Source organism: Caulobacter sp. CCNWLW153, from assembly GCF_036889365.1.
GTDB classification, from domain to species: Bacteria; Pseudomonadota; Alphaproteobacteria; order Caulobacterales; family Caulobacteraceae; genus Caulobacter; species Caulobacter radicis.
Genome location: NZ_JBAKFV010000001.1, coordinates 171054 through 189211, shown reverse-complemented (window position 1 = coordinate 189211; position 18158 = coordinate 171054). Strand labels below are relative to the sequence as shown.

The window sequence follows — 18158 nt, the reverse complement described above, 5'->3', positions numbered from 1 at the left end:
GCCCCGTCGCGCGCTCTAGTCCGGCGGCGCGGGCGCGCCCTTGTCGGCGGGCCTGTCCTCGGCCCGGCGGATCCAGGTCAGCGGCAAGACCCCCTCCTCGGCCGCCATCAGCCGGGCGTTGACCGGCTCGGGCCAGGCCGGATCGTCGAGCTTGAGATTGAGCAGGGCGCCGCTGGCGTCCGCCGCCCGCCAGGCGGCCCCGACTTCGTTGTCCCCGACCAGGGCGCGGAAATCCGGCCCCTTGCCGGCGGTCTTGCCGGTGGGGACCAGGCGCAGAGCCGTATCGAGGCTGAGGGTGGCCAGGCGCCCGACGAAGCCGTCGCCCTCGCGGCGGAAATGTCCCAGGACTGACATGGTGGTGCTCCAGCCCGCCGGCGTGGATGAGAAGATGGCGGCGGCCCGATCGGCGCGGGGGGAGAACGCCTGGAGGATCGGACCGCCGCCCGCCGGCCGCCGGGGGGAGCGGCGGCCGGCCGGTCGCGCGGAAGGCCGACACGTCGCCCTGGCGGGCGGTGGAGGCGACTGTCTGGTCCGCGCCAAACCCTTGTGCCCAAAGGCTTTTGGCCGCTCAATCCACCGGTAAGACGCGTCAAAGGCAAACAATCCCTGGGAAGGAATCGGAAAATCCGCCTCTCCTCGGCGTCGGACGGATTCGACTCTCCGCGAAGTTTGTTCCATGTTTGTTCACGGTGATAACGAGGAGGCGCGGCGATGACGAGCGACGTGGTGATCGACGGGGTGGGGTTCATGTCCCTGCACCATCATGACGGCCGGTTCGTGCGCGGCGCGGGCCTGTTCGCCCTGGCCCGGCGCGACGCCGACGGCGGGCGCACGATCTTCTGCCTGGAGCTGGCCCAGGACATCAGCCGCCGCGCCGAGCCGGGCCATCCGGCCTGGGCCCACGCCATCTCGCGCGGCATGAACGAGGTGCTGGTGCATCTGGCCGGTTCGCAGCAGGCGCCCGGCGAAATCGCCGCCGACGCTGTCTTCCCGCCGGTCCGCTATGAGCTCTTCGAACCGGACGAGGCGGTCGCCGACCCCGACGTCGGCGACCGCGCGGCCTGAGCGGCCTGGCGAGCCTCAGCCCGGCGGCTGCAGGCCCTTGAGGTAGTCGACGGCCTTCTGGGCGTGGGAGGCGGCGGTGAAGATCGCCCGCTTGTCGGCGGCCAGCACGCTCAGCCAGTGGCCGATATAGGCCGCATGGTCCTGGCGCGGCCGAAGATCGACGCCCAGGTCCGCGCACAGGAACGCCGCTCCCAGCTCGGCCACCAGCTCCTCGCGGGCGTAGCCCTCGTCGCCGAACGCCTTGCGGCCGAAGTCGCGATCCAGGCGCGAGGGGTGACGCGTCCAGTGCACGGTCTCGTGGCCGCGCGTGGCGTAGTAGTCATGGGCGCTGGCGAAGGCCCCGAACGGCGGCAGCTGGATACGGTCCAGGGCCAGGTTGTAGCAGGCCATGTCGCCGCCATGGACGACGTGCGCCTTCACCGCCTCCAGGAAGGCTTCGGCGCGGGCGATGCGCTGGTCCTCGGGAAGGATGGCCGGGGCCGCCAGGAACCGCTGCGGCAGCCCGTCGATCTGCTCGACATTGAAGACGGTGTAGGCCTTCAGGAACGGGATCGAGCGCTGGGCGGCCTCGTCCGTGTCGGTCTCCTCCTCGCGCGTGATGCGGTTGGCGTAGACGACCATCGTCCCCTTCTCGCCCTTGCGCACGGCGCCGCCCAGTTCCAGGGCCTGACGGAAGGTCATCCAGATCGGGGCGGCGTAGCCCCGCTCCACGGCCGTGGCCCACAGGACCACGGTGTTGACGCCGCTATAGGGTTCGAAGCTGTGGCGCAGGGGCCGCGAGACCGGACCGGCGGCGTGGCCGACGCTCCAGGGCCTGGTCCAGGGCGTGACGCCCTTTTCGAGGTCGGCGAGGATCTGATCGGTGATGGTCGAATAGAGGTCGGGACGGGTCGCGCCGCTCTGGCGCGAAGGGGCCTTGTGGCTCTTAGGGGCGCGCGTCATGGCGTCCTCCTTGGCGATGAGGGGAAAGGGTCGCCCCGCCGCCAGGGCGGCGGGGCGGTTGGACGAGGGCTCAGGCCTCCTCGTCCGGCTCGGGCGCGGCTTCGGGCTCGCCCTGGCGGCGCGGACGGTTCCAGACCAGGTCGAAGCCGTCCTCGGAGGCGAACAGCCGGGCGCTGACCGGGGCCGGGAAGCTGGGGTCGTCCAGGCGGACCGACAGGTAGTCCAGGCCCTTGGCCGAGGTGTATTTCCAGGCCGCGCCGATCTCGGCGCCCTGGGCGAAGACCCGATAGGCCGGCTGGTCCTTGGCGGGATCGCCGTCGATGGCCTTGAAGACGACCTTGGGCACGGAGAGCTTGAGGCTGCGGATCGAGCCGGAGAAACCGTCCGGCGTGGCGACGAAGGAGCCGATGCGGGCCATGGGAGTAGTCCTTTCGCGTTTCGGGCCGCGCCAATCGCGGCCTCGATGGCGACCGGCAGACCGGGCGGAAAGGCGGGGGGCAGGCCGCTTGAGCGGCCCCGAAGCGGGAGCGCAGGACCGCCGGCGGCGGCTTTGTTGCCTCGCGAGGAAGGCCAGACCGAAGGTCGGCCGGGGAAGAAAGCCGCCGACAAGGTTGACCGCCGCCGACGCCCCGGTCCGGTTCACGCCAGCAGAGGCCGCGCGGGACGCGCGCCCGATCCGCGAAAAGGACGATCCCTGGCCCGTGAGGCGCCCAAGCTCGGCGCGCCGGAGGGTTTGTCGAGGCTTGGGCCGCGCCTCAGGCGCGCCGGGCTCGAGGAGGTCTTCCTGGCCTCGACGCCTATCCCCGCCTGGATCAGCCGGTCCATCGGGGCTTCGCCCAGGGCGCTGGGAATGGGGCGACCTGGCCCATCACCTGGCCATGGGTCCGGACCGCCTGTCGGGCGCCCTGGACGACCCCCAGCTTTCCGGACTTGGTCAGCGCTCGGCGTCTCGCCTTCGCGGCGGCGTCGGCGGCGTCTAGAACCTCTCGCGCCGCCAAGGCGAGGCCGAAACCGCGCCCGCGCCGGGCGCGGCGGCCCTAGTCCTCGCTCAAACCGCCCCGCCGCTTGAGGCGGCGGGGCGACCCTTTCCCCTCATCGCCAAGCCGGACGCCATGACGCGCGCCCCAAGGCGCCAGGGCCGGAGCGCCCAGAAGGACGCCCCGGCCCGCCGTCCTATTCGGCCGCCACCCGATCCGCCTCGGACGGTTCGACCTCGCCAGGGGCGGAAGCCTCGTCCAGGGCCGCGTCGTCGGCCAGCGCCTGCGTGTCCGCGTCTTGCGGCTCCGGCTGCGCCGCCTGGGCGGGACCCTGGGTGCGCAGCAGCGCCGGGAGCCAGCGGGCCGCGACCAGATCGGGCTCCGCCGCCGTGACCAGATCGGCCTTCTTCAGCCCGGACAGGCGTTGGGCCGTGTCGGACGAGACGCCGTCGGCCACCGCCGCCAGCACATGGGCCTTGGTGACCCGGGCGAGGTAACGCTCGGCGGTCGGGGTCCAGAAGGCGGTCATGTCCAGGTCGCTGGCGCTGGCCAGGGCGTCGGCATGGGCCAGGGCCGCCGCTCGGCCATCGAACACCCGCACCGCATTGACCGTGCGGGCCACGCAATAGGCCAGGAGGCTGGCGCGGCTGTCGGCGTCCAGGCCGACGACGAAGGCCCAGGCCTCTTCCGGCGCCTCGGGCATCTGCTTGGCCCACTGGCCAAACCGCTGCTCGAAGGCCTCGTAGGCGGGGCTGGCCTTCACCCCCTCGCCATATTCCGGGAGGAAGGCGCTGGCGGTCTTGACCTCCAGGCAGGAGGCCCAGCCCGCGTGGTAGAAGGTCTTGAGCACCAGGACGTGGGTGAGCGCGACCAGGGCGAGGTCCGGCGCGTTGGACAGGGCCAGCCGAAGCCCCGCCGTGCGGTGGGCGGTCAGCTCGGCGGTCAGCTTGGCCGACAAGGGCGCGTTGGCGTCGCCCGCCGCCTCCTCGGCAGGTATCGGCACGTCGCCGCCCGCCGCCGCCCCGGTCTCGACGTCGTCGTCGCCGTCGCCATCGCCCGCCCGCGAAAGGGCCTCGGCGCCGTCCGATGCGTCGGCGTCGTCGTCATCGCGCGGCGCGGGGGCTTCGTCCTCGCGGCGGACCAGACCGCGCTCGATGCGGGTCTGGCCGTCATAGCCCAGGACCACCCAGACCCCGGCGCGGGCCAGATCGTCAGGGGCGTAGGCCTCGGCGAAGTCCTGGTCGAGCTCGCCCTCGATCTGCGTCATCCGCGCCTCGACCTCGTCGGGGATGTCGGAGATCTGCGCCCAGGTCGCGCCCAGGGTCTCGTATTCGGCGCGCAGGGCCTCGCGCTGCGCCAATCGTTCGGGGCTGAATTCGACGGGCTTGGGCCAAACCCGCGACAGACCATGACCGTGCGGATAGTCCAGATGGGCCTCGCCCCACTTCCAGCCCTCCGCATCGCGCAGGTCCTTCACCATGTCGGCGAGCTTGGCGGCGACGAGGTTGTCGAGCAGGTCCACGTCGGACAGGTAGCCGCCCTGGTCCTCGGTGAAGAGATCGCGGATCACCGTCCCGCCCGCCGCGAGATAGGCCTCCACCCCCACGAACACCGCGCGGCGTTCGTGGGCCGGAACGGTCTTTTCGGTCATGGCCCGGCGGATGGCGGACGGATGGGCGTGGGCGTAGATCTCGAAGACCTGCCGCTGGCGGTCATGGTCCTCGCTGACGGCGAAGGCCATCAGCTGGTCCAGGGTTAGTTCGCCCTCGCGATAGCGGCCGATCAGGTCGGGCGCGACCGCCGCCAGCCGCAGACGTTGGCGCACGGCGGCGGCGGTGACGCCGTGACGCGCGGCGATGGCCTCGGCGCCCCAGCCCTGGCGTTCGGCCAGATCGTGGAAGGCCTCGAACTCGTCGGCGGGGCTGAGCGGTTCGCGGGCGATGTTCTCCGCGAGGCTGACCTCGACGGCGTCGTTGGCCTCGTCGACCAGACAGCGGACCTTGGCGTCGCGCGGGATCAGCTTGCGCTTGGCCAGCAGGCGCAGGGCCAGACGGCGGCTCTCCCCGGCGGTGACGAAGGCGTAGCCGGTCTCGGAATTGTCGGCCCGCCGCTCGGGCCGGACCACGGGCGGGGAGATGACGCCCTTGGCCAGGATCGAGGCGGCGCGCGCCTCGATCACGCTCTGGCTGTGGCCGCTTTTGCGGACATTGTCCGGCGAACGCTTGAGCTTGTTGAGCGGATAGACGCGCTCCTCCCCGCACCGGACGGCGCCGGTTTCGGTGAGGACGAAGCCGCTCTTGCTGGCCGCGCCGTGGCGCGGCCCTTGTGCGATGGTTTGACTGGAAGCGGACATGACAGGGTCTCCCGTTGAGGGTTGGGGCCAGGCGCGGGTTGCGCCTGGCCCCTGCCCGTCGGCGAGACCGGGGGGTGCAAACGGAGCGGCGGTTTCGCGGGGACCCGGCTGCAGCCGTCGCCGCCCTCGCCTCACCTCGAGGCGCTCGCGCCCGCGAAGCTGGGCGGAAACCGATGCGAAGTGCGCCAGGGGGCAGCGCCCCCAAGCACGCGCCCGCGGCGAGCGGGCGGAAAACCCTCAACAGAAACCTTGCGGGATGTAGTATTATGCACTACAACACTACACATGCTGTCCAACCACGCCCTTCAGCTCGACGACCTGGTGTCCTCCATGAACCTTTGGGTCATGGACGGGTGCGCCGACGGGCGTCTGGGTCGGGCGCTCCACGACCTCGACCTTGATATCAAGCCGGTCCTGGCCAGCGACCTGACAGACTGGCTTCAAGGCTCGCTCGCCCAGTGCCGGTCGATCGGGCCACGGGCGGAAATCGACTTCGATCTGCTGGAACATCTCCAGCCCAAGTCGATGGTCATGAGCGACGAGCTCCTGCATCAGGTGAGCTCCAACTGGGTCCAACGCGCCGACTGGGGCCGCTTCCTCGCCGCCAGCGAGCTCCTGCATCTAGCGTGCCTGGATGACGCGCCGGCTCCGGTTGTGGACAGCGGCGACTTCTGGTCTCGCGTCCTCAAGGTCCTCAGGCCTGCGCCGGCTCAGCAGCCCTGGATCATCGACGGTCAACATCGCCTCAGCGCGGTCAGTCCAGACCTTTACGTCTCGCGCAAGCGGCGCGACCTGATCCTCGAGATCCTCCGCGAGCATTTCCTCGACGGGTTCGACGGCGCGCGCGCGCTGGAACGCATTACCGTTGCGCTCGGCGACCTAGTGGCCGGCGTGGCGCGCCATCGCGCTACGGCCGACGTGGTCAGGGTCTGGTGCGAGGGCTCCTGCGTCCGCGACCGCATCTTCAAGTTCCAACTCAAGACGGGCGTCTCTCCGCCCACGGGACCGTCTTCGTCCCGTCCGACCGCCGAGCGGTCCCTGTCCATCCCGGAGAGACTTCCTCATGAACCGGATCATCGACCCCCGCCTCGTGGAGATCCACGAGGCGCGCACTATCCCCGATCTGCCCGCCGAGGTCTGCCAATTGGCCTACCGGCGGGCGCGTCTTCTGCTGGCCGCCCGCACCTGGGCGGACGTCGACATGTTCTCCCGCGTCGCGGACCTACAGGATGGACGCTTTGCCATCCCGGTCCACGGCAAGTGGGTCATTGTCTTCGCCTGGACCGAAGGGTTGGGGGCCAGCGCGCTTTGTCTGTTGCGTACCTGACGAGGGCCCATGCCGCCTAAGACCCAACCCCAGCCGCCCACGCCCGCCGACGTCCTTCGCGAGAAGCTCGTCGACGAGTTGGGCGTGACCCAGGACCAGCTCGCCGACGCCCTGGGCGTTTCGCGCTACTCGGTCAACCAGCTGATCAACGACAAGCGCACGGTCACGGCCGAGATGGCCTTGCGCTTGTCGGCCGTGCTGGGGACGTCCCCGGAGTTCTGGCTTCAATTGCAGATGGCGGTGGACCTGGACCGAGCGCGGCGCAAGCTTAGCGGCGACCTTTCGGCGTTGACGCCGCTCAAGCGTGACTTGCGCCCTCACGTCTCCCTGGCCGAGCTGGTCGGATCCTAGGCGCAAGGCATGGATGCGCGCCGATGGATCTGACCGAACGCGTCGAGCGGCTCGAAACGCTCCTGGCCGAGCAACAGGATCGCGGCCTGGCGGCCGAGATCGTCGCGCACCTGTTCTATGCGCGTCTGCTCAATGTCAGCGAGATGTTGGGCGACCCGATGGACCTGGACCTGTCGATCGCCCGCCTGACCGAGGACATGGCCGAGGCGCGCGACTCCGCCCTGACCCCGACGGCCGCCGCAAGCTGGGGACGGGTGGGACAGCGGGCGATCAGCCTGATCGAGCAGATCCGCGACGTAAGGCGGGCCTTGCGTCCGGCCAACGAGAACGGAGCGGACTAGGCCGCGATGCGCGGTGCGGCGTCCTCGATCGCGCGCGAGCCGCCGCGCTTGGTGCGCTGAGCGTCGCTCCAGGCCGCGCCGAGCAATTGGGCGGCGACGTCGGGGTCCAGGGCCGCCAGGCGCGCCAGGACGATCCCGGCTCGGCGGCGACGCCCGGGTTCGGGGCAGAGGGCCGGGCTGAGCGCCAGCGCCCAGTCTTGACGACGCGGGTCCAGCTTCACCACCGCCCAGCGCGCATCCGGCCAGCCCAGGGTCGCGAAGGCCTTGGATCCTATGCGAAATTGGATGGAGTCCAGGATTGGCCGGGCGACGACCGTGGGGGCGAGGCTCAAAGCCAAGCTGGAAAATTCGTCCGGCGTCATGGTTAACATCCCCTGGTCGCGGCGCATGGAAGGGCGAGTCGCCCTGCAACGCAAAGGTGCGCGCGCCGCACGACAGTCGCGGTCGCAGCCTTCTAAGCCGCCGATTTCCCGGAGCGACGAAGCGGTCTAAAGCCGGGCCATGCCGCTCGCTCAAGCCGCCGCCCTGATCATCGCCTGCAGCGCCCCGGCGGTGCACGACGGCGACACCCTGCGCTGCGGGGCGGAGCGCGTGCGTCTGTTCGGCGTTGACGCCCCCGAGGTTCGCCGGGGCCAGACCCCCGCCCAACCCTTCGCCTACGCCGCGCGCGACGAGCTCATCCGCCTGACGCGCGGGCGCGTGGGCTGCCGGCTGGTCGACCGCGACCGCTACGGCCGGTTCGTGGGCAAGTGCTGGTCCAGCGCCACGCCCGACATCAACGCCGCCTTGATCCGCTCGGGCCTGGCCACCGAATGGCGCCGCTACAGCAAGGGCGTCTATGCCGGCCCGGAGGCGCAGGCCCGCGCGGCCGGTCGCGGGCAATGGGCCAATAACCCGGCGGCCGGCGGACGCTAGAAATTCGGGCGTTCATTCAGGTCTGAAAAAGGCGCGCGCCGCGCCTGCGCCGACCGATCAGCGGCCGCCAGACTGCGCCCCTTTGGCGCACAAGTTACGCTAAGATCAAGGATGACCTGATTGTTTCTTTGAGCTATAGGCCCGCACGCGGGAGCGTGATGGTCGAGCAGCGGTTTATTGGGTGGGCGATGTCAATCGGCGTGGATCGGCGCATAGCCGGCCTGCTTGCCGATTGCGATCGCGCGATCGCCGCCTATCCCGAGACGGCGGCCCCTCGATGGCTCCGGCGCATTGAGGATCAAAGGCGGCGTCTTCGCGCCCCGGATCTGCCGCTGATCGTGGCCCTGGTCACCGCCCTTTGCGAAGAGACGCCCAGTCTTGCCGCTTCGGGATTGGAGGTTCTTCAGGCGGTGGCCGACAAGCATCCCTCGCTAACGCCTTTCCAGGCGCGCCTGCTCGCCGCGGCGCAAAGTCAAGGCAGCCACGGCGAGCATCCTCCTAGGCTGGCCCGAGGTTGAACTGCCTCCTCCCAATTCCCTTGGGAACGCGCTGTGCATATCTCCCCGCCTCTAGAGCCGTCCCACCAACGTCGTCACGGCGCTCGGGCCGCAGAGTGCCCCCCAACGCCTTCCGCGGCGAAGGCTGCGACGCGGTCATTGCGTTGGGCGCGCTCAAGCGGCCAAGCCCAGAACCGAATGACACGCACCCTTACGATACGCCGCTGGAACCATCCTAGGGGGACTCGGCCGGGCCCGCGCGCTGTGAACGAGGCGGCGCGGTCAGCTGCAGGGCCTCCTCGACCTGGGCCCAGGCGTTGAGCACCGCCGCGGCCGTCCGCGCGCCGTGTTCGCTGGGCTGGGACAGGATCGGCCGGCCGGCTCGGATCACCCGCCAGTCCTGCCCGCTTGGTTCAACCTCGTAGATCTCCATCCCCCGCCCCGGCTGGCCTTCTGACGTCAAATTATCCATGAGGCTGCGACCTCAGCGTCAACTGCCGGCGCGGCGCCCCCAAGTCGGGCGACCAGCTTGGCCTGGTCGCGCCCATGACAGTGTGGCGGCGGACGTCCCATCGGCCGCGACGCTCGCCCGCCGGCGTCCGGCGCGATCGTTACGCGCTGGGCGGGCTCGTGGCCGCTGTTGGGGCGGCGCCGGTCGGCTTGGCCGCCCTGATCCCGTCTCGCGCCACCACCTCGCAGACTTTCTCGTCGCGCCAGACCTCGACGGTCGCGGCGCTGACGTGATCGCGTAACAACTGCAGGGCATGGCTACGCTCGGCGCCCTGCGGCAGCGCCTGGACGTCGACGAAGGACGCGACCTGGTTCTTGGCCAGACAGACGAAGGTGAAGGTGATCTGCGGTTCCATCGGCAGATGGTTAGCAGCACCCACGTGAAGCTCTGTCGAAAATCGACCCTGGCGGCAGGTCATCCCCAGCTTCGTCGGCCATCGGTCAGATGCGCGCCTGGAAGCGCGATCAAGGCTGAGGCGCCAAGATCGCGCGCCCCTGTCACAGCAAGCCGAGCTTACCGCCCTTGGCGACATAATCGCGGAACACCGCCAAGCGGGCGGCGTCAAGGAGGGGCGCCTTGTCAGTGGGTGCAAAGCGCTGCACCGAGCCTGGATCCTGGCTGGCGCGAGGCCAGACGGTGCGCGCGCCACGGGGATTGGGATCGCCCGTGCGCATGAAGCTCAGCCACCGGCTCTGCATCTCGGCGGAGAGCGCCTTGTCTACGTCGGTGAACGCCGCTCCCTGCAGGTTCAGGGCGCCCATGACATAAGGCACCTCGGCGGTGTGAAACGCCCCGTTCCGCGCCGGGTCCAGGCCCGGATAGGTATGCTCGAACAGGTAGATGTAGGCGGGCTGGCCATCGGCCGCACGGCGCTCACCCCAAAGGATCAGCCCCGCCACGCGGCGATCGACCTGAAGCTGAACCGCCGACCGGGCTGCTTCGGCGTCGCTGGCATGGGGATAGAGTTGCAGGATCTGATCGGCCACGGGCCCCATCTTTTTGCGCACGTCGGCCTCGAAGGCCGCCGCCGTCTTGGGCGCGTCGGCCGGGGAGGTTTCGTCGCGATTGTAGCCGGCGATCAGCGGCACCTTCGACACCACGCGCGCGCCCGGGCTCTCCGGATCGGTCGGTATGACTTTCCCGTCCGTGATCGGCAGCGGCATGACCGGCAGGCCGGCCTTCATCAGATCGGCGGCCGGCAGGGCTCGCATCTGCGCCAGGTTCGCGACCTTTAGCTTGGCGGCGCTTCCGACGCCGCCGCCTTCGGCGAGGGCGAGCGGCAAGGCGGGGATGCCGAGCGCAGGGCCGCTTTCCATGACGGCGCGTTGGAACAGCCCCTGGGCGAGCGGGGAGACCAGAAGGTGATTGACCATCCCCGCGCCCGCGGACTGGCCAGCGATCGTGACGTTGGCCGGATCTCCGCCGAACCGGCTGATGTTGGCCTGGACCCAGCGCAGGGCGGCGATCGTGTCGAGCACGCCCTGATTGCCGGAGGTCCCAAGCGGCGACTCCCGGTTCAGCTCGGGGTGGGCGAAGAACCCGAAGAGTCCGAGCCGGTAGTTGAGGGTGACGACCACCGCGCCCTTGCGGGCCAGACCCGCGCCGTCATAGGCGGGCACAGAAGCCCCGCCGGCCTGATAGGCGCCGCCGTGGATGAAGACATAGACCGGCAGCTTGCGCGCCGACTTGGGCGCCCAGACGTTCAGATAGAGGCAGTCCTCCGACAACTCGGGCGGAGTGACAAAGGCTGCGGTATAGGGACCAAATCCCGCTCCCGACGGGGCCTGCTGGCACGAGGCGGAAAAGCGTGTGGCGGCCCGATCGCCGGTCCAGGCGGCGGCCGGCTGCGGCGCGCGCCAGCGCAGGTCGCCAACGGGCGGCTGTGCATAGGGAACGCCCTTGAAACTAACGACCCCGCCCTCGCGGGTCCCGGTCAACGCACCGCCCGCGGTGACGACGCGCGGTGCGGAGGCCGCGTGGGCGCCCGCGCCGGCCATCGCCATCGCCATGGCCATCGTCACGACCTTGGCCTTCAACTTGCTGCCCACTGCGCGGTCTCCTTTTGCGATTGATGAAAGACCGGCCCGCGAGAACGCTCGCGAGCGGGCCGGGACGTTAGAACGATGGGTGTGACGGCGCGAAGCTTGGCCCGGACATCAGGCAGGCGCCCCTGGTCGCGGCGCCTGCTGGGGGCAGGCCAATGATGGACACGAACGGCTCGACCGGGTCGAACATGCAGGCGCGGCCCGGGACCGCTGACGCGTCGAGGTCGACCAACCGCGCCTTGCGCCCCGTCTCCAGGACAAACCGGTCCCCTGTGACATGCCACTCCCATCCCAGGCGCTTTCGCTTACGGCCAGGGCGTGTCCCCTTTTGCGCCATCTCCGCCTTGCGTCGTCGTAGCGCCTTGCGCGCAAATAATCAATCTTGACTGCTTTTACTGTTATCGCGGCCGGTGACGCCCAGGGTGTGCACGCCGACTTGGCCGCACCCAGGCCCCGATGTTCGCCCAGGCGCGACGGCGGCGTCGCCTCGAAGGGCTTGCACTCTGGGCCCGCAGCGTCCAACCAAGGACCTGACAGCAACAGTTGGACCAAGGTTAAGACCGTGACCGTAGCGCGCCGTCGCCGAACCCAAGCCGAGCGTAGCGCCTCCACTCGGGTCGTTCTGCTGGAAGCGGCGATCAAATGCCTTTTCGAGCATGGCTATGGCGCCACGACGACGATCAATGTCGCCAAGGAAGCCGGCATGAGCAGGGGCGCCATGCTGCACCAGTTTCCGACCAAGGCCGACTTGATGACCTTCGTGGTGCAGGAGGTCTTCGAGCAGGAGGTGGAGCTCTACCACGAGCTACTCAAGGGCTTGGACGCGCGTGAGCGTCTGTTGGCCTATCCTGACGCGGTCTGGCAGGTCTTGAGCCGCCCGGCCGGGGTGGCGGTCCTGGAAATCCTGCAAGGGTCACGCAGCGATCCGGCCCTGGCCGAGAAGCTGGCGCCGACCCAAGCCAAGATCTACGCCTTCGTCCGCAAGGAACTGGAGACCGAGTTTCCAAAAGGGCCGTCCATGGCCCTTCTGGAACTGATCGTCGGCGCCGTACGCGGTCTTTCCATCCAGAAAGTCCTGACGCCCAACGACAAGGGCGTGAACGGGGCCATACCCCTGCTCCAGACCTTGATGAAGGTGGGTTTGGAAACCGGGGCCCTGGGCCATGAAAAGAAGCGGGCCGAGAAGGCCAGCTAGCGGCGCCGGCGGCGGTCGGGGCCCGACCGCTCAATCCAGGGCTTGGGCCGGTTCCCGCTGCTCCGGCGGCGAGCGCCCTCCCCGATCCGCGCCGCCGGTAGCGGCAGCGCGGTCGGCCCGGACGGGCCCGGCGTCCGCCACGCCGATCGGCGGCGGACGCCCCGACCTGTCCGCTAGAGGCTGTTGTTGCGCGCCACCGCCCCGTAGATCGACGAACTCGGCTTAGGGGTCCGCTTGAACGTGGTGCGATCCACGGCCACCAGGCCGTACTTCATCTTATAGCCGAAGATCCATTCGAAGTTGTCCAGCAGGCTCCAGTGGAGATAGCCCTTCACCGGCACGCCCTCGTCGATCGTCTTCTTGAGCTCCCCCAAGGCCGCCAGCGTGAAACGGGCGCGCAAGGCGTCGTCATCGGTGTTGACGCCGTGTTCGGTGACGATGATCGGCACCTTGGCGACCGAATAGGCGTAGCGCACGGCGTTGGCGATCGAGTCCGGGAAGATCGGGGCGCCCGCCAGATTGTGGTCGCCCGAAGATTTCGGCTCGACCTTGCCTTTGTCGTCCCAAAGGCTGCGCTCGTAGTTCTGCACGCCGAGGAAGTCATCGCCGCGCGCCGCTTCGAGCCAGGCCTTATGCTGCTTGTCGCGCATGACGTCGCGGATGCTGTTCTTTCCCAGCGGCTGATCGTCGGGAATGGCCAGGCTGACCCCAACGGGCAGATCGCCACGGACGGCCTTGATCGCGGCGCGGCCGGTGCGGTGACCGGCGATCTGGCGGGCCGTCAGGGCGTCAAGATCGTCATACGCGATGCTGTTTCCTGACACGAAGACCTTGCTCCCCATGGCCCGCGCCTGGGCCTCGGCGCTGGCCTTGAACAGCGGCAAGAGCTTGGCCAGTTGCTCAGGCGGAATGGCCGCGCGGATCACCTGCGGGAGGTTGGGCTCGTTCAGGGTCGTGGCGTAGGCCAGGCCGTCGGCCAGATGACGTGCGGCGCGATCGCAAAAGCGGCCGAACAGATCGGGCGCGTCCGCCGCCGTCCACCCGCCGCGCGCGGCGAACCACCGCGGTGTTGTGTAGTGGTTGAAAGTCAGCATCGGGGTCAGGCCCCGCTGGTGGCAGCCGGCGATGATCGCCTTGTAGTGATCAAGCATGGCGATGGAGAAGCGGCCTGGCTCGGGCTCGATCCGCGACCATTCGAGGCTGAAGCGGTAGGTGTTCAGGCCCATCGCCTTGACCAGGTCCAGGTCCTGCGGCCACAGCTCGAAGCTGTTGCAGGCGTCGCCGGACGGTTCGGCATAGGCGGTCGGCTTGACGTTTTCGGCCAGCCAGGTGTCGGCGTTGACGTTGTTGCCCTCGATCTGGTGGCCCGAGGTGGCCGCGCCCCAGAGAAAACCCTTGGGGAAGGCCGGATTGACGGCCTTGGCCGCCTTGGCGGCCTTGGCCATGGCCGGTGAGGCGGCGGCGGCGGCGGCGGCGGCGCCCACGCCGATCAGGCTCCTGCGATCGATACCCATCTGGTGTCCTCCGGTCTTTGCTTAAGGGGGGCGGCGCGCCAGCGACGGACCGCCCGCGGTTTTGTGAAGCTCTCGCGACGCCTGGCGAGGTCGCGCAAGCCAGGGCTTTAGGGAATGTTGGAGAGGTTCATCGACCAACTGGGGTTGGAGCGAAAGAATTCGCCGTCTTGGCCAAAGGCGCGGACGCCGTCGCTGGCGCCTTGCAGCCGCCCCATCAGCCAGGCCGTGGTGTAACCCAGATAGGGCGAGGCCCCCTGGCGGCACGCCGCCGGGTCGCAGCCGGGCGCGGCGCTGACGTCGGCGTGATTGGCATAGGACAACAAGGCGTAGGCCTTGGGCGCGCTGTTGGGGACCGGATCGTACCAATCGGGTTTGCCGGAGTCGGGCTTGCTGCTCCACTGGAAGATCGAAGCTGTGACCCGCGCGCCCGCGTAGCTTTCTGGCGTCACGCCGCAGCAGAACTTCGAAAAGAAGCCGGGCGAGGTGTGCAGTCCCAGATAGGTCTTGAACAGCGGAACCCCGCGCACGTGCAGGCTCGTCACCGCGGCCCCGCCTTGCGAATGACCCGCCGCGCCGAACTTGTCGGGATCCACGCGATTGTAGAAACGGCTCGACGGCGTATCGGCCTGGGCGAGCATGTACTGCGCCGCGTCCAGGGTGGTCTCCCCGGCCCGGGTGCTGTCGTCGCGCGGCGCGACCACGATAAAGCCCCAGGACGCCAGATGCTCAAGAAAATGGGCATAGACCTTGGGCTGTTGGCCCGTACCGTCGGCCCAGCTGATCACCGGGTGACGGTAGCCGCTCTTGACGCCGCGGAGCGGATTGGTCCCTAGAGCGGTCGGATACCAGATGTCGCACAGATGGTTCTCGCGATCGCACGGGCCGGCCGAGACGGACTGGCTGACGGCCCAGGGGCCCCGCGCCTGATACTTGGCTTCGATGGGTCCCTTGACGACATAGGGCGGCGCGGGCGGCGGCGTCGCGCACGCGCTCAGCAGAATCGCAGCCGAAAGGACTGACAGGACGCCCAGTGTCCGCGCGCCTCGTCCGGATGGACCGGCGCGGTGGGCCAAGGCCTCGCGGCTCGAAGGGTTTGGTCGAGGTTTGATTGCGAACATGAACGCGTCCTGAAACCGAGGTGGATGTTGCGGGCGTGCCGGCCGGCGCGGCTAGCGCGCCCAGCCGTGGGCCTGCAGCCACCAGAGCAGCGGCGCGGTCCAATGGGTGGTGGTGGTGTTGGCCGCGCCCGCAAAGCCCCAGCCGTGACCGCCGTTCTCGTAGTAGTGCAGCTCCACCGGAACGCCGGCCTCTCGCCACGCGCCAACCAGGCCAAAGTCGGTCTTGCCAAACAGAGGGTCATCGGCCGAAACGGCCGTCCACATCGGCGGCAGCGGCTTGGGCGGCGGCGCGGCGGGCTTGTCGAGCGGTCCATAGATCGGAACGATGAAATCGGGGCGCGCGCCCGCATCGTCCTGCAGGGTCACGCCAAGGGTCGTGTAGGCCCCGGCTGAAAACCCGATGAAGCCGACCTTTTTGGGATCGATGTTCCACTGGCGAGCCTGAGCGCGGACCAGTCGCATCGCGCTGGCCGCGTCGGCGACGGCGACCGGCTTGCCCCGCGCGATGACCTCGGCCAGCGGCTTGGGGCCGCCGGCGAAGACGCCGGCCATGTGCTCGAAGAGGCCCGCCGTTGTGGGCGGGGTCGGTTGAAGTCGGTACTTCAAGACAAAGGCTGTGACGCCATGTGAGGCCAGCCATCGCGCGACGTCGTAGCCTTCGGAGTCCATGGACAGCATCATGAAGCCGCCGCCCGGCGCGATGATCACGGCCGCGCCGTTGGCTTTGCCGGGTTCGGGCAGGAAAGCCGTCAGGGTCGGGGCGGAGACGTTGTGGACAAGCCGCGTGCCCTTTTGGCTGAACCAGGCCTCGGCGGCGGGCAGGCGCGTGGCCGCGCCCTCCACCGGCACCGGCAGCTCGCCCGGCTCAGGCTGCGGCGCGGCCGCGGCGCTCGCCTGCAGCGTGGCGATCTCAGGTCTGGCCTGGGCCGGGGGCGCCGTCGCCAGGAGGGCCGCGCTCGCGATCGGGATGGTCCAGCGTCGCAACCTCATCGTCGACTTCTCCATGGCCCGCATGAGCCGCTTGGCCCGCAAGGCGTTCGCCGCGCCGATCACGCACGCCGGCGGCGGCGCGTGATCCCGCGCCTGTCCGGACGGCCAGGCCCAGGTGTCGGCGCGCACAACGGGAAGCGTCGCGACGCCCGCCGCGGCGCCCTGGAATGAGCCACCGTTGGTGCGTGTTTGGCATCAGGCGCGAAACAAAACAAGTTGGCTTGTTTTTATGACGTCGAATTAATGGCGGGCGATTGTCTTTCTTTTCCGGGGTTTGCGCCGCCGGCTCAAGGGCTTGAGGCGGACCGCGGGGCGGCGATAGTGGGCGGTGCGGATTATTTTTCCGCGCCCCAATGTCCCCTCGCCCCGGCTGGCTCGTCTCCCCCTTGGCGAGCGGTCGGCCGGAGTCATCCATGCCGAAAGACCGCGTCGCCGCTCGCCCGCGCCCGGAAGACTGGGCCGAGGATGAGCCCATGCGATTGAGTGAAGCCGTGGCGGTGTTCGCCGGGTCCCTGCCGATTTCGGTGCCGCTTCTGCGCACGGAGATCGCCAATCACAGGCTCCTCCCCGCTCGCGTCGCCGGGAAGCTCTTCGTCACGCCGCGTCAGCTTCGAGACCTGTTTCGACCATGCCCCGCCCCGCCAAAGGACCCCGCCTCTATCTCCTGTCCGGCCGGATCGACCCGGCCACGGGCCAGCGCATTCCAGACGTCTACGTCATCCGTGACCGACAGACTCAGATCGGCACGGGCTGCGGCCCTGGCCAGCTCGCGCAGGCCGAAGCCTGCCTGAGCCAGTATCTGACCGAAAAGCTCAGCGGCGGCATGGTGGTCCGCCTGCCCTTTCCGGGCGGAGATCGTCTCCAGCAGCCGGGCCTTGGCGGCCCAGGCTCAAACCCCCTCTGCGCGCCTGCGGCGCCCACGCCCGCCACCCCCGACACCGGCGCCGGCGCCGACGCCAAGCGTGATCCACGGCAGATCCTCGTAGCCGAGGTCCTGGCGCTCTATTCGAGCGAGCGGGCGGCCAGTTCGGGCCTTGATCCCTCCACGTTCGACGGCTTCGTCGCTCACCTGCTGGACTGGTGGGAAGCGCGCACGCTCGATGAGGTGCGACGCTCGACCTGCCAGGCCTATGTGGCCTTTCGTCAAAGCCAGCCCAAGCGCCGGTACAAGGACGGCCGGGCCGCCCCTCGCATCTCGGACCAGACTGCGCGCCGCGAACTGGAAGAGCTCAACGCGGCCATCGCGCACTGGGACGGCGAGCATAAACTCGCCCTCAGGCCCAAGGTCTGGCTGCCGGAAAAGAAGCACAGTCCAAGAGACGCCCTGACCCGCGATCAGGCCGCGCGCCTTCTGAAGGCGGCCATGGGGTGGCGGCGAAAGCCAGACGGGCGCTGGGAGCGCCTTGGGCCCTCGGCTCGCGCCAATCGCGCGCACCTTCGCAGGTTCATTCTGATCGGACTCTACACCGGCACCCGCCACAACGTGATGCGGGTGCTGCTCTGGGAGGAGGCCATGGACCAGGCCTGGGTCGACCTGGACAAGGGCATGATCTATCGGCGCGGGCGCGGCGAGCGCGAGACCAACAAGAGAAGGCCGGTCGTGCGCCTGCCTCGCCGCCTTCTGGCCCACCTTCGACGGTGGCGCGCCCTGGACCAGGGCCGAGAACTGCAGCTTCGCCAGGAGAACGAGGACCTGCGCCTCAACAGCGTCCTGCACCATGGCGGCAGACCGCTGGCCGGAAAGATCCGCACCGGGTTCGAAGGCTGCGTGCGCGATGCGGGCCTGGATGTGGAGATCACCCCGCACTGGATGCGCCACACCGCCGCCACCTGGCTCATGGAAGGCGGCGCGGACATGTGGATGGCCGCCGGATACCTCGGCATGAGCGTGACCACCTTGGAAAAGCATTATGGCCACCATCGCCCGACCTATCAGGCCCAGGCCGCCCGGGCGATCGCGCGCAGACGCCCCTGATCCCAGGTGACAAGTTCGCCAACATCATCGACCTTCCCTCAC

Annotated in this window: 20 protein-coding genes; 8 read left to right on the top strand and 12 right to left on the bottom strand. The window is 69.3% G+C overall.

Translation table 11 applies throughout. The annotated features are described in order from the left end of the window. Nucleotides 1–15: 15 nt before the first annotated feature. Entirely contained in the window at nucleotides 16–354 is a 339-nt protein-coding gene (locus V6S85_RS00770; protein WP_334347653.1) for a DUF736 domain-containing protein, read from the bottom strand. A gap of 357 nt (nucleotides 355–711) precedes the next feature. Here V6S85_RS00770 and V6S85_RS00765 point away from each other — a divergent pair, with 357 nt between their 5' ends. Then, nucleotides 712–1065 (top strand): hypothetical protein, encoded by a 354-nt coding sequence (locus V6S85_RS00765; RefSeq protein ID WP_334347652.1) that lies wholly within the window; start codon nucleotides 712–714, stop codon nucleotides 1063–1065. 15 nt (nucleotides 1066–1080) lie between these two features. Here the strand turns inward: V6S85_RS00765 and V6S85_RS00760 are convergent, their stop codons facing one another. From V6S85_RS00760 to V6S85_RS00745, 4 genes are all read right to left on the bottom strand, one after another. Then, a complete protein-coding gene (locus V6S85_RS00760; RefSeq protein ID WP_334347651.1) occupies nucleotides 1081–2007 on the bottom strand; it encodes an ArdC family protein in 927 nt (308 codons plus the stop codon). A gap of 70 nt (nucleotides 2008–2077) precedes the next feature. Continuing rightward, on the bottom strand, nucleotides 2078–2425 hold the full coding sequence (locus V6S85_RS00755) for a DUF736 domain-containing protein (RefSeq protein ID WP_334347650.1): 348 nt from the start codon (nucleotides 2423–2425) through the stop codon (nucleotides 2078–2080). Between the two features lie 755 nt (nucleotides 2426–3180). After that, a complete protein-coding gene (locus V6S85_RS00750; RefSeq protein ID WP_334347649.1) occupies nucleotides 3181–5337 on the bottom strand; it encodes a ParB/RepB/Spo0J family partition protein in 2157 nt (718 codons plus the stop codon). Nucleotides 5338–5616: 279 nt separating this feature from the next. Further along, on the bottom strand, nucleotides 5617–5889 hold the full coding sequence (locus V6S85_RS00745) for a hypothetical protein (RefSeq protein WP_334347648.1): 273 nt from the start codon (nucleotides 5887–5889) through the stop codon (nucleotides 5617–5619). Nucleotides 5890–6400: 511 nt separating this feature from the next. Between V6S85_RS00745 and V6S85_RS00740 the strand changes: the two genes are divergently transcribed. Genes V6S85_RS00740 through V6S85_RS00730 form a run of 3 tightly spaced genes read left to right on the top strand, consistent with a single transcriptional unit; the run spans nucleotide 6401 to nucleotide 7356 of the window. Next, a complete protein-coding gene (locus V6S85_RS00740) occupies nucleotides 6401–6664 on the top strand; it encodes a hypothetical protein (protein WP_334347647.1) in 264 nt (87 codons plus the stop codon). A gap of 9 nt (nucleotides 6665–6673) precedes the next feature. Further along, the gene (locus tag V6S85_RS00735) at nucleotides 6674–7015 is read left to right on the top strand and encodes a HigA family addiction module antitoxin (RefSeq protein WP_334347646.1); all 342 of its coding nucleotides are present in this window, start codon (nucleotides 6674–6676) and stop codon (nucleotides 7013–7015) included. Nucleotides 7016–7038: 23 nt separating this feature from the next. Then, a complete protein-coding gene (locus V6S85_RS00730; RefSeq protein WP_116568731.1) occupies nucleotides 7039–7356 on the top strand; it encodes a hypothetical protein in 318 nt (105 codons plus the stop codon). Here V6S85_RS00730 and V6S85_RS00725 read toward each other — a convergent pair. Continuing rightward, the gene (locus tag V6S85_RS00725) at nucleotides 7353–7718 is read right to left on the bottom strand and encodes an MmcQ/YjbR family DNA-binding protein (protein ID WP_334347645.1); all 366 of its coding nucleotides are present in this window, start codon (nucleotides 7716–7718) and stop codon (nucleotides 7353–7355) included. The genes V6S85_RS00730 and V6S85_RS00725 overlap by 4 nt on opposite strands. A gap of 139 nt (nucleotides 7719–7857) precedes the next feature. Between V6S85_RS00725 and V6S85_RS00720 the strand changes: the two genes are divergently transcribed. Together V6S85_RS00720 and V6S85_RS00715 are read left to right on the top strand one after the other, a co-directional pair. Then, nucleotides 7858–8271 (top strand): thermonuclease family protein, encoded by a 414-nt coding sequence (locus V6S85_RS00720; RefSeq protein WP_334347644.1) that lies wholly within the window; start codon nucleotides 7858–7860, stop codon nucleotides 8269–8271. A 158-nt stretch (nucleotides 8272–8429) separates the two neighbouring features. After that, nucleotides 8430–8789 (top strand): hypothetical protein, encoded by a 360-nt coding sequence (locus V6S85_RS00715; RefSeq protein ID WP_116568734.1) that lies wholly within the window; start codon nucleotides 8430–8432, stop codon nucleotides 8787–8789. A 214-nt stretch (nucleotides 8790–9003) separates the two neighbouring features. Here the strand turns inward: V6S85_RS00715 and V6S85_RS00710 are convergent, their stop codons facing one another. From V6S85_RS00710 to V6S85_RS00700, 3 genes are all read right to left on the bottom strand, one after another. Beyond that, nucleotides 9004–9201, bottom strand: a complete 198-nt coding sequence (locus V6S85_RS00710; RefSeq protein ID WP_116568735.1) for a hypothetical protein — start codon at nucleotides 9199–9201, stop codon at nucleotides 9004–9006. A gap of 178 nt (nucleotides 9202–9379) precedes the next feature. Continuing rightward, complete coding sequence (locus V6S85_RS00705; RefSeq protein ID WP_334347643.1) at nucleotides 9380–9658, bottom strand: hypothetical protein; 279 nt, start codon at nucleotides 9656–9658, stop codon at nucleotides 9380–9382. 118 nt (nucleotides 9659–9776) lie between these two features. Beyond that, a complete protein-coding gene (locus V6S85_RS00700) occupies nucleotides 9777–11327 on the bottom strand; it encodes a carboxylesterase/lipase family protein (protein ID WP_334347642.1) in 1551 nt (516 codons plus the stop codon). Nucleotides 11328–11886: 559 nt separating this feature from the next. Here V6S85_RS00700 and V6S85_RS00695 point away from each other — a divergent pair. Beyond that, nucleotides 11887–12519 (top strand): TetR/AcrR family transcriptional regulator, encoded by a 633-nt coding sequence (locus V6S85_RS00695; protein ID WP_165828927.1) that lies wholly within the window; start codon nucleotides 11887–11889, stop codon nucleotides 12517–12519. 173 nt (nucleotides 12520–12692) lie between these two features. On the opposite strand, the gene V6S85_RS00690 is transcribed toward V6S85_RS00695, so the two are convergent. The 3 genes from V6S85_RS00690 to V6S85_RS00680 all read right to left on the bottom strand — a co-directional run bounded on the left by V6S85_RS00690 (nucleotide 12693) and on the right by V6S85_RS00680 (nucleotide 16141). Then, nucleotides 12693–14033, bottom strand: coding sequence for a glycoside hydrolase family 1 protein (locus tag V6S85_RS00690; RefSeq protein WP_334347641.1), 1341 nt, complete (start codon nucleotides 14031–14033; stop codon nucleotides 12693–12695). 107 nt (nucleotides 14034–14140) lie between these two features. Continuing rightward, a complete protein-coding gene (locus tag V6S85_RS00685; RefSeq protein WP_116568741.1) occupies nucleotides 14141–15106 on the bottom strand; it encodes a poly(ethylene terephthalate) hydrolase family protein in 966 nt (321 codons plus the stop codon). 96 nt (nucleotides 15107–15202) lie between these two features. Next, complete coding sequence (locus V6S85_RS00680; RefSeq protein WP_334347640.1) at nucleotides 15203–16141, bottom strand: alpha/beta hydrolase; 939 nt, start codon at nucleotides 16139–16141, stop codon at nucleotides 15203–15205. Between the two features lie 628 nt (nucleotides 16142–16769). Here V6S85_RS00680 and V6S85_RS00675 point away from each other — a divergent pair. Further along, a complete protein-coding gene (locus tag V6S85_RS00675) occupies nucleotides 16770–18116 on the top strand; it encodes a tyrosine-type recombinase/integrase (protein ID WP_334347639.1) in 1347 nt (448 codons plus the stop codon). Nucleotides 18117–18158 lie beyond the last annotated feature (42 nt).

What these genes read in the sequence shown, in the direction of transcription:
- V6S85_RS00770 (WP_334347653.1), bottom strand. Translation starts at nt 354, where the DNA reads ATGTCAGTCCTGGGACATTTCCGCCGCGAGGGCGACGGCTTCGTCGGG.
- V6S85_RS00765 (WP_334347652.1), top strand. Translation starts at nt 712, where the DNA reads ATGACGAGCGACGTGGTGATCGACGGGGTGGGGTTCATGTCCCTGCAC.
- V6S85_RS00760 (WP_334347651.1), bottom strand. Translation starts at nt 2,007, where the DNA reads ATGACGCGCGCCCCTAAGAGCCACAAGGCCCCTTCGCGCCAGAGCGGC.
- V6S85_RS00755 (WP_334347650.1), bottom strand. Translation starts at nt 2,425, where the DNA reads ATGGCCCGCATCGGCTCCTTCGTCGCCACGCCGGACGGTTTCTCCGGC.
- V6S85_RS00750 (WP_334347649.1), bottom strand. Translation starts at nt 5,337, where the DNA reads ATGTCCGCTTCCAGTCAAACCATCGCACAAGGGCCGCGCCACGGCGCG.
- V6S85_RS00745 (WP_334347648.1), bottom strand. Translation starts at nt 5,889, where the DNA reads ATGCAGGAGCTCGTCGCTCATGACCATCGACTTGGGCTGGAGATGTTC.
- V6S85_RS00740 (WP_334347647.1), top strand. Translation starts at nt 6,401, where the DNA reads ATGAACCGGATCATCGACCCCCGCCTCGTGGAGATCCACGAGGCGCGC.
- V6S85_RS00735 (WP_334347646.1), top strand. Translation starts at nt 6,674, where the DNA reads ATGCCGCCTAAGACCCAACCCCAGCCGCCCACGCCCGCCGACGTCCTT.
- V6S85_RS00730 (WP_116568731.1), top strand. Translation starts at nt 7,039, where the DNA reads ATGGATCTGACCGAACGCGTCGAGCGGCTCGAAACGCTCCTGGCCGAG.
- V6S85_RS00725 (WP_334347645.1), bottom strand. Translation starts at nt 7,718, where the DNA reads ATGACGCCGGACGAATTTTCCAGCTTGGCTTTGAGCCTCGCCCCCACG.
- V6S85_RS00720 (WP_334347644.1), top strand. Translation starts at nt 7,858, where the DNA reads ATGCCGCTCGCTCAAGCCGCCGCCCTGATCATCGCCTGCAGCGCCCCG.
- V6S85_RS00715 (WP_116568734.1), top strand. Translation starts at nt 8,430, where the DNA reads ATGGTCGAGCAGCGGTTTATTGGGTGGGCGATGTCAATCGGCGTGGAT.
- V6S85_RS00710 (WP_116568735.1), bottom strand. Translation starts at nt 9,201, where the DNA reads ATGGAGATCTACGAGGTTGAACCAAGCGGGCAGGACTGGCGGGTGATC.
- V6S85_RS00690 (WP_334347641.1), bottom strand. Translation starts at nt 14,033, where the DNA reads ATGGGTATCGATCGCAGGAGCCTGATCGGCGTGGGCGCCGCCGCCGCC.
- V6S85_RS00680 (WP_334347640.1), bottom strand. Translation starts at nt 16,141, where the DNA reads ATGAGGTTGCGACGCTGGACCATCCCGATCGCGAGCGCGGCCCTCCTG.
- V6S85_RS00675 (WP_334347639.1), top strand. Translation starts at nt 16,770, where the DNA reads ATGCCCCGCCCCGCCAAAGGACCCCGCCTCTATCTCCTGTCCGGCCGG.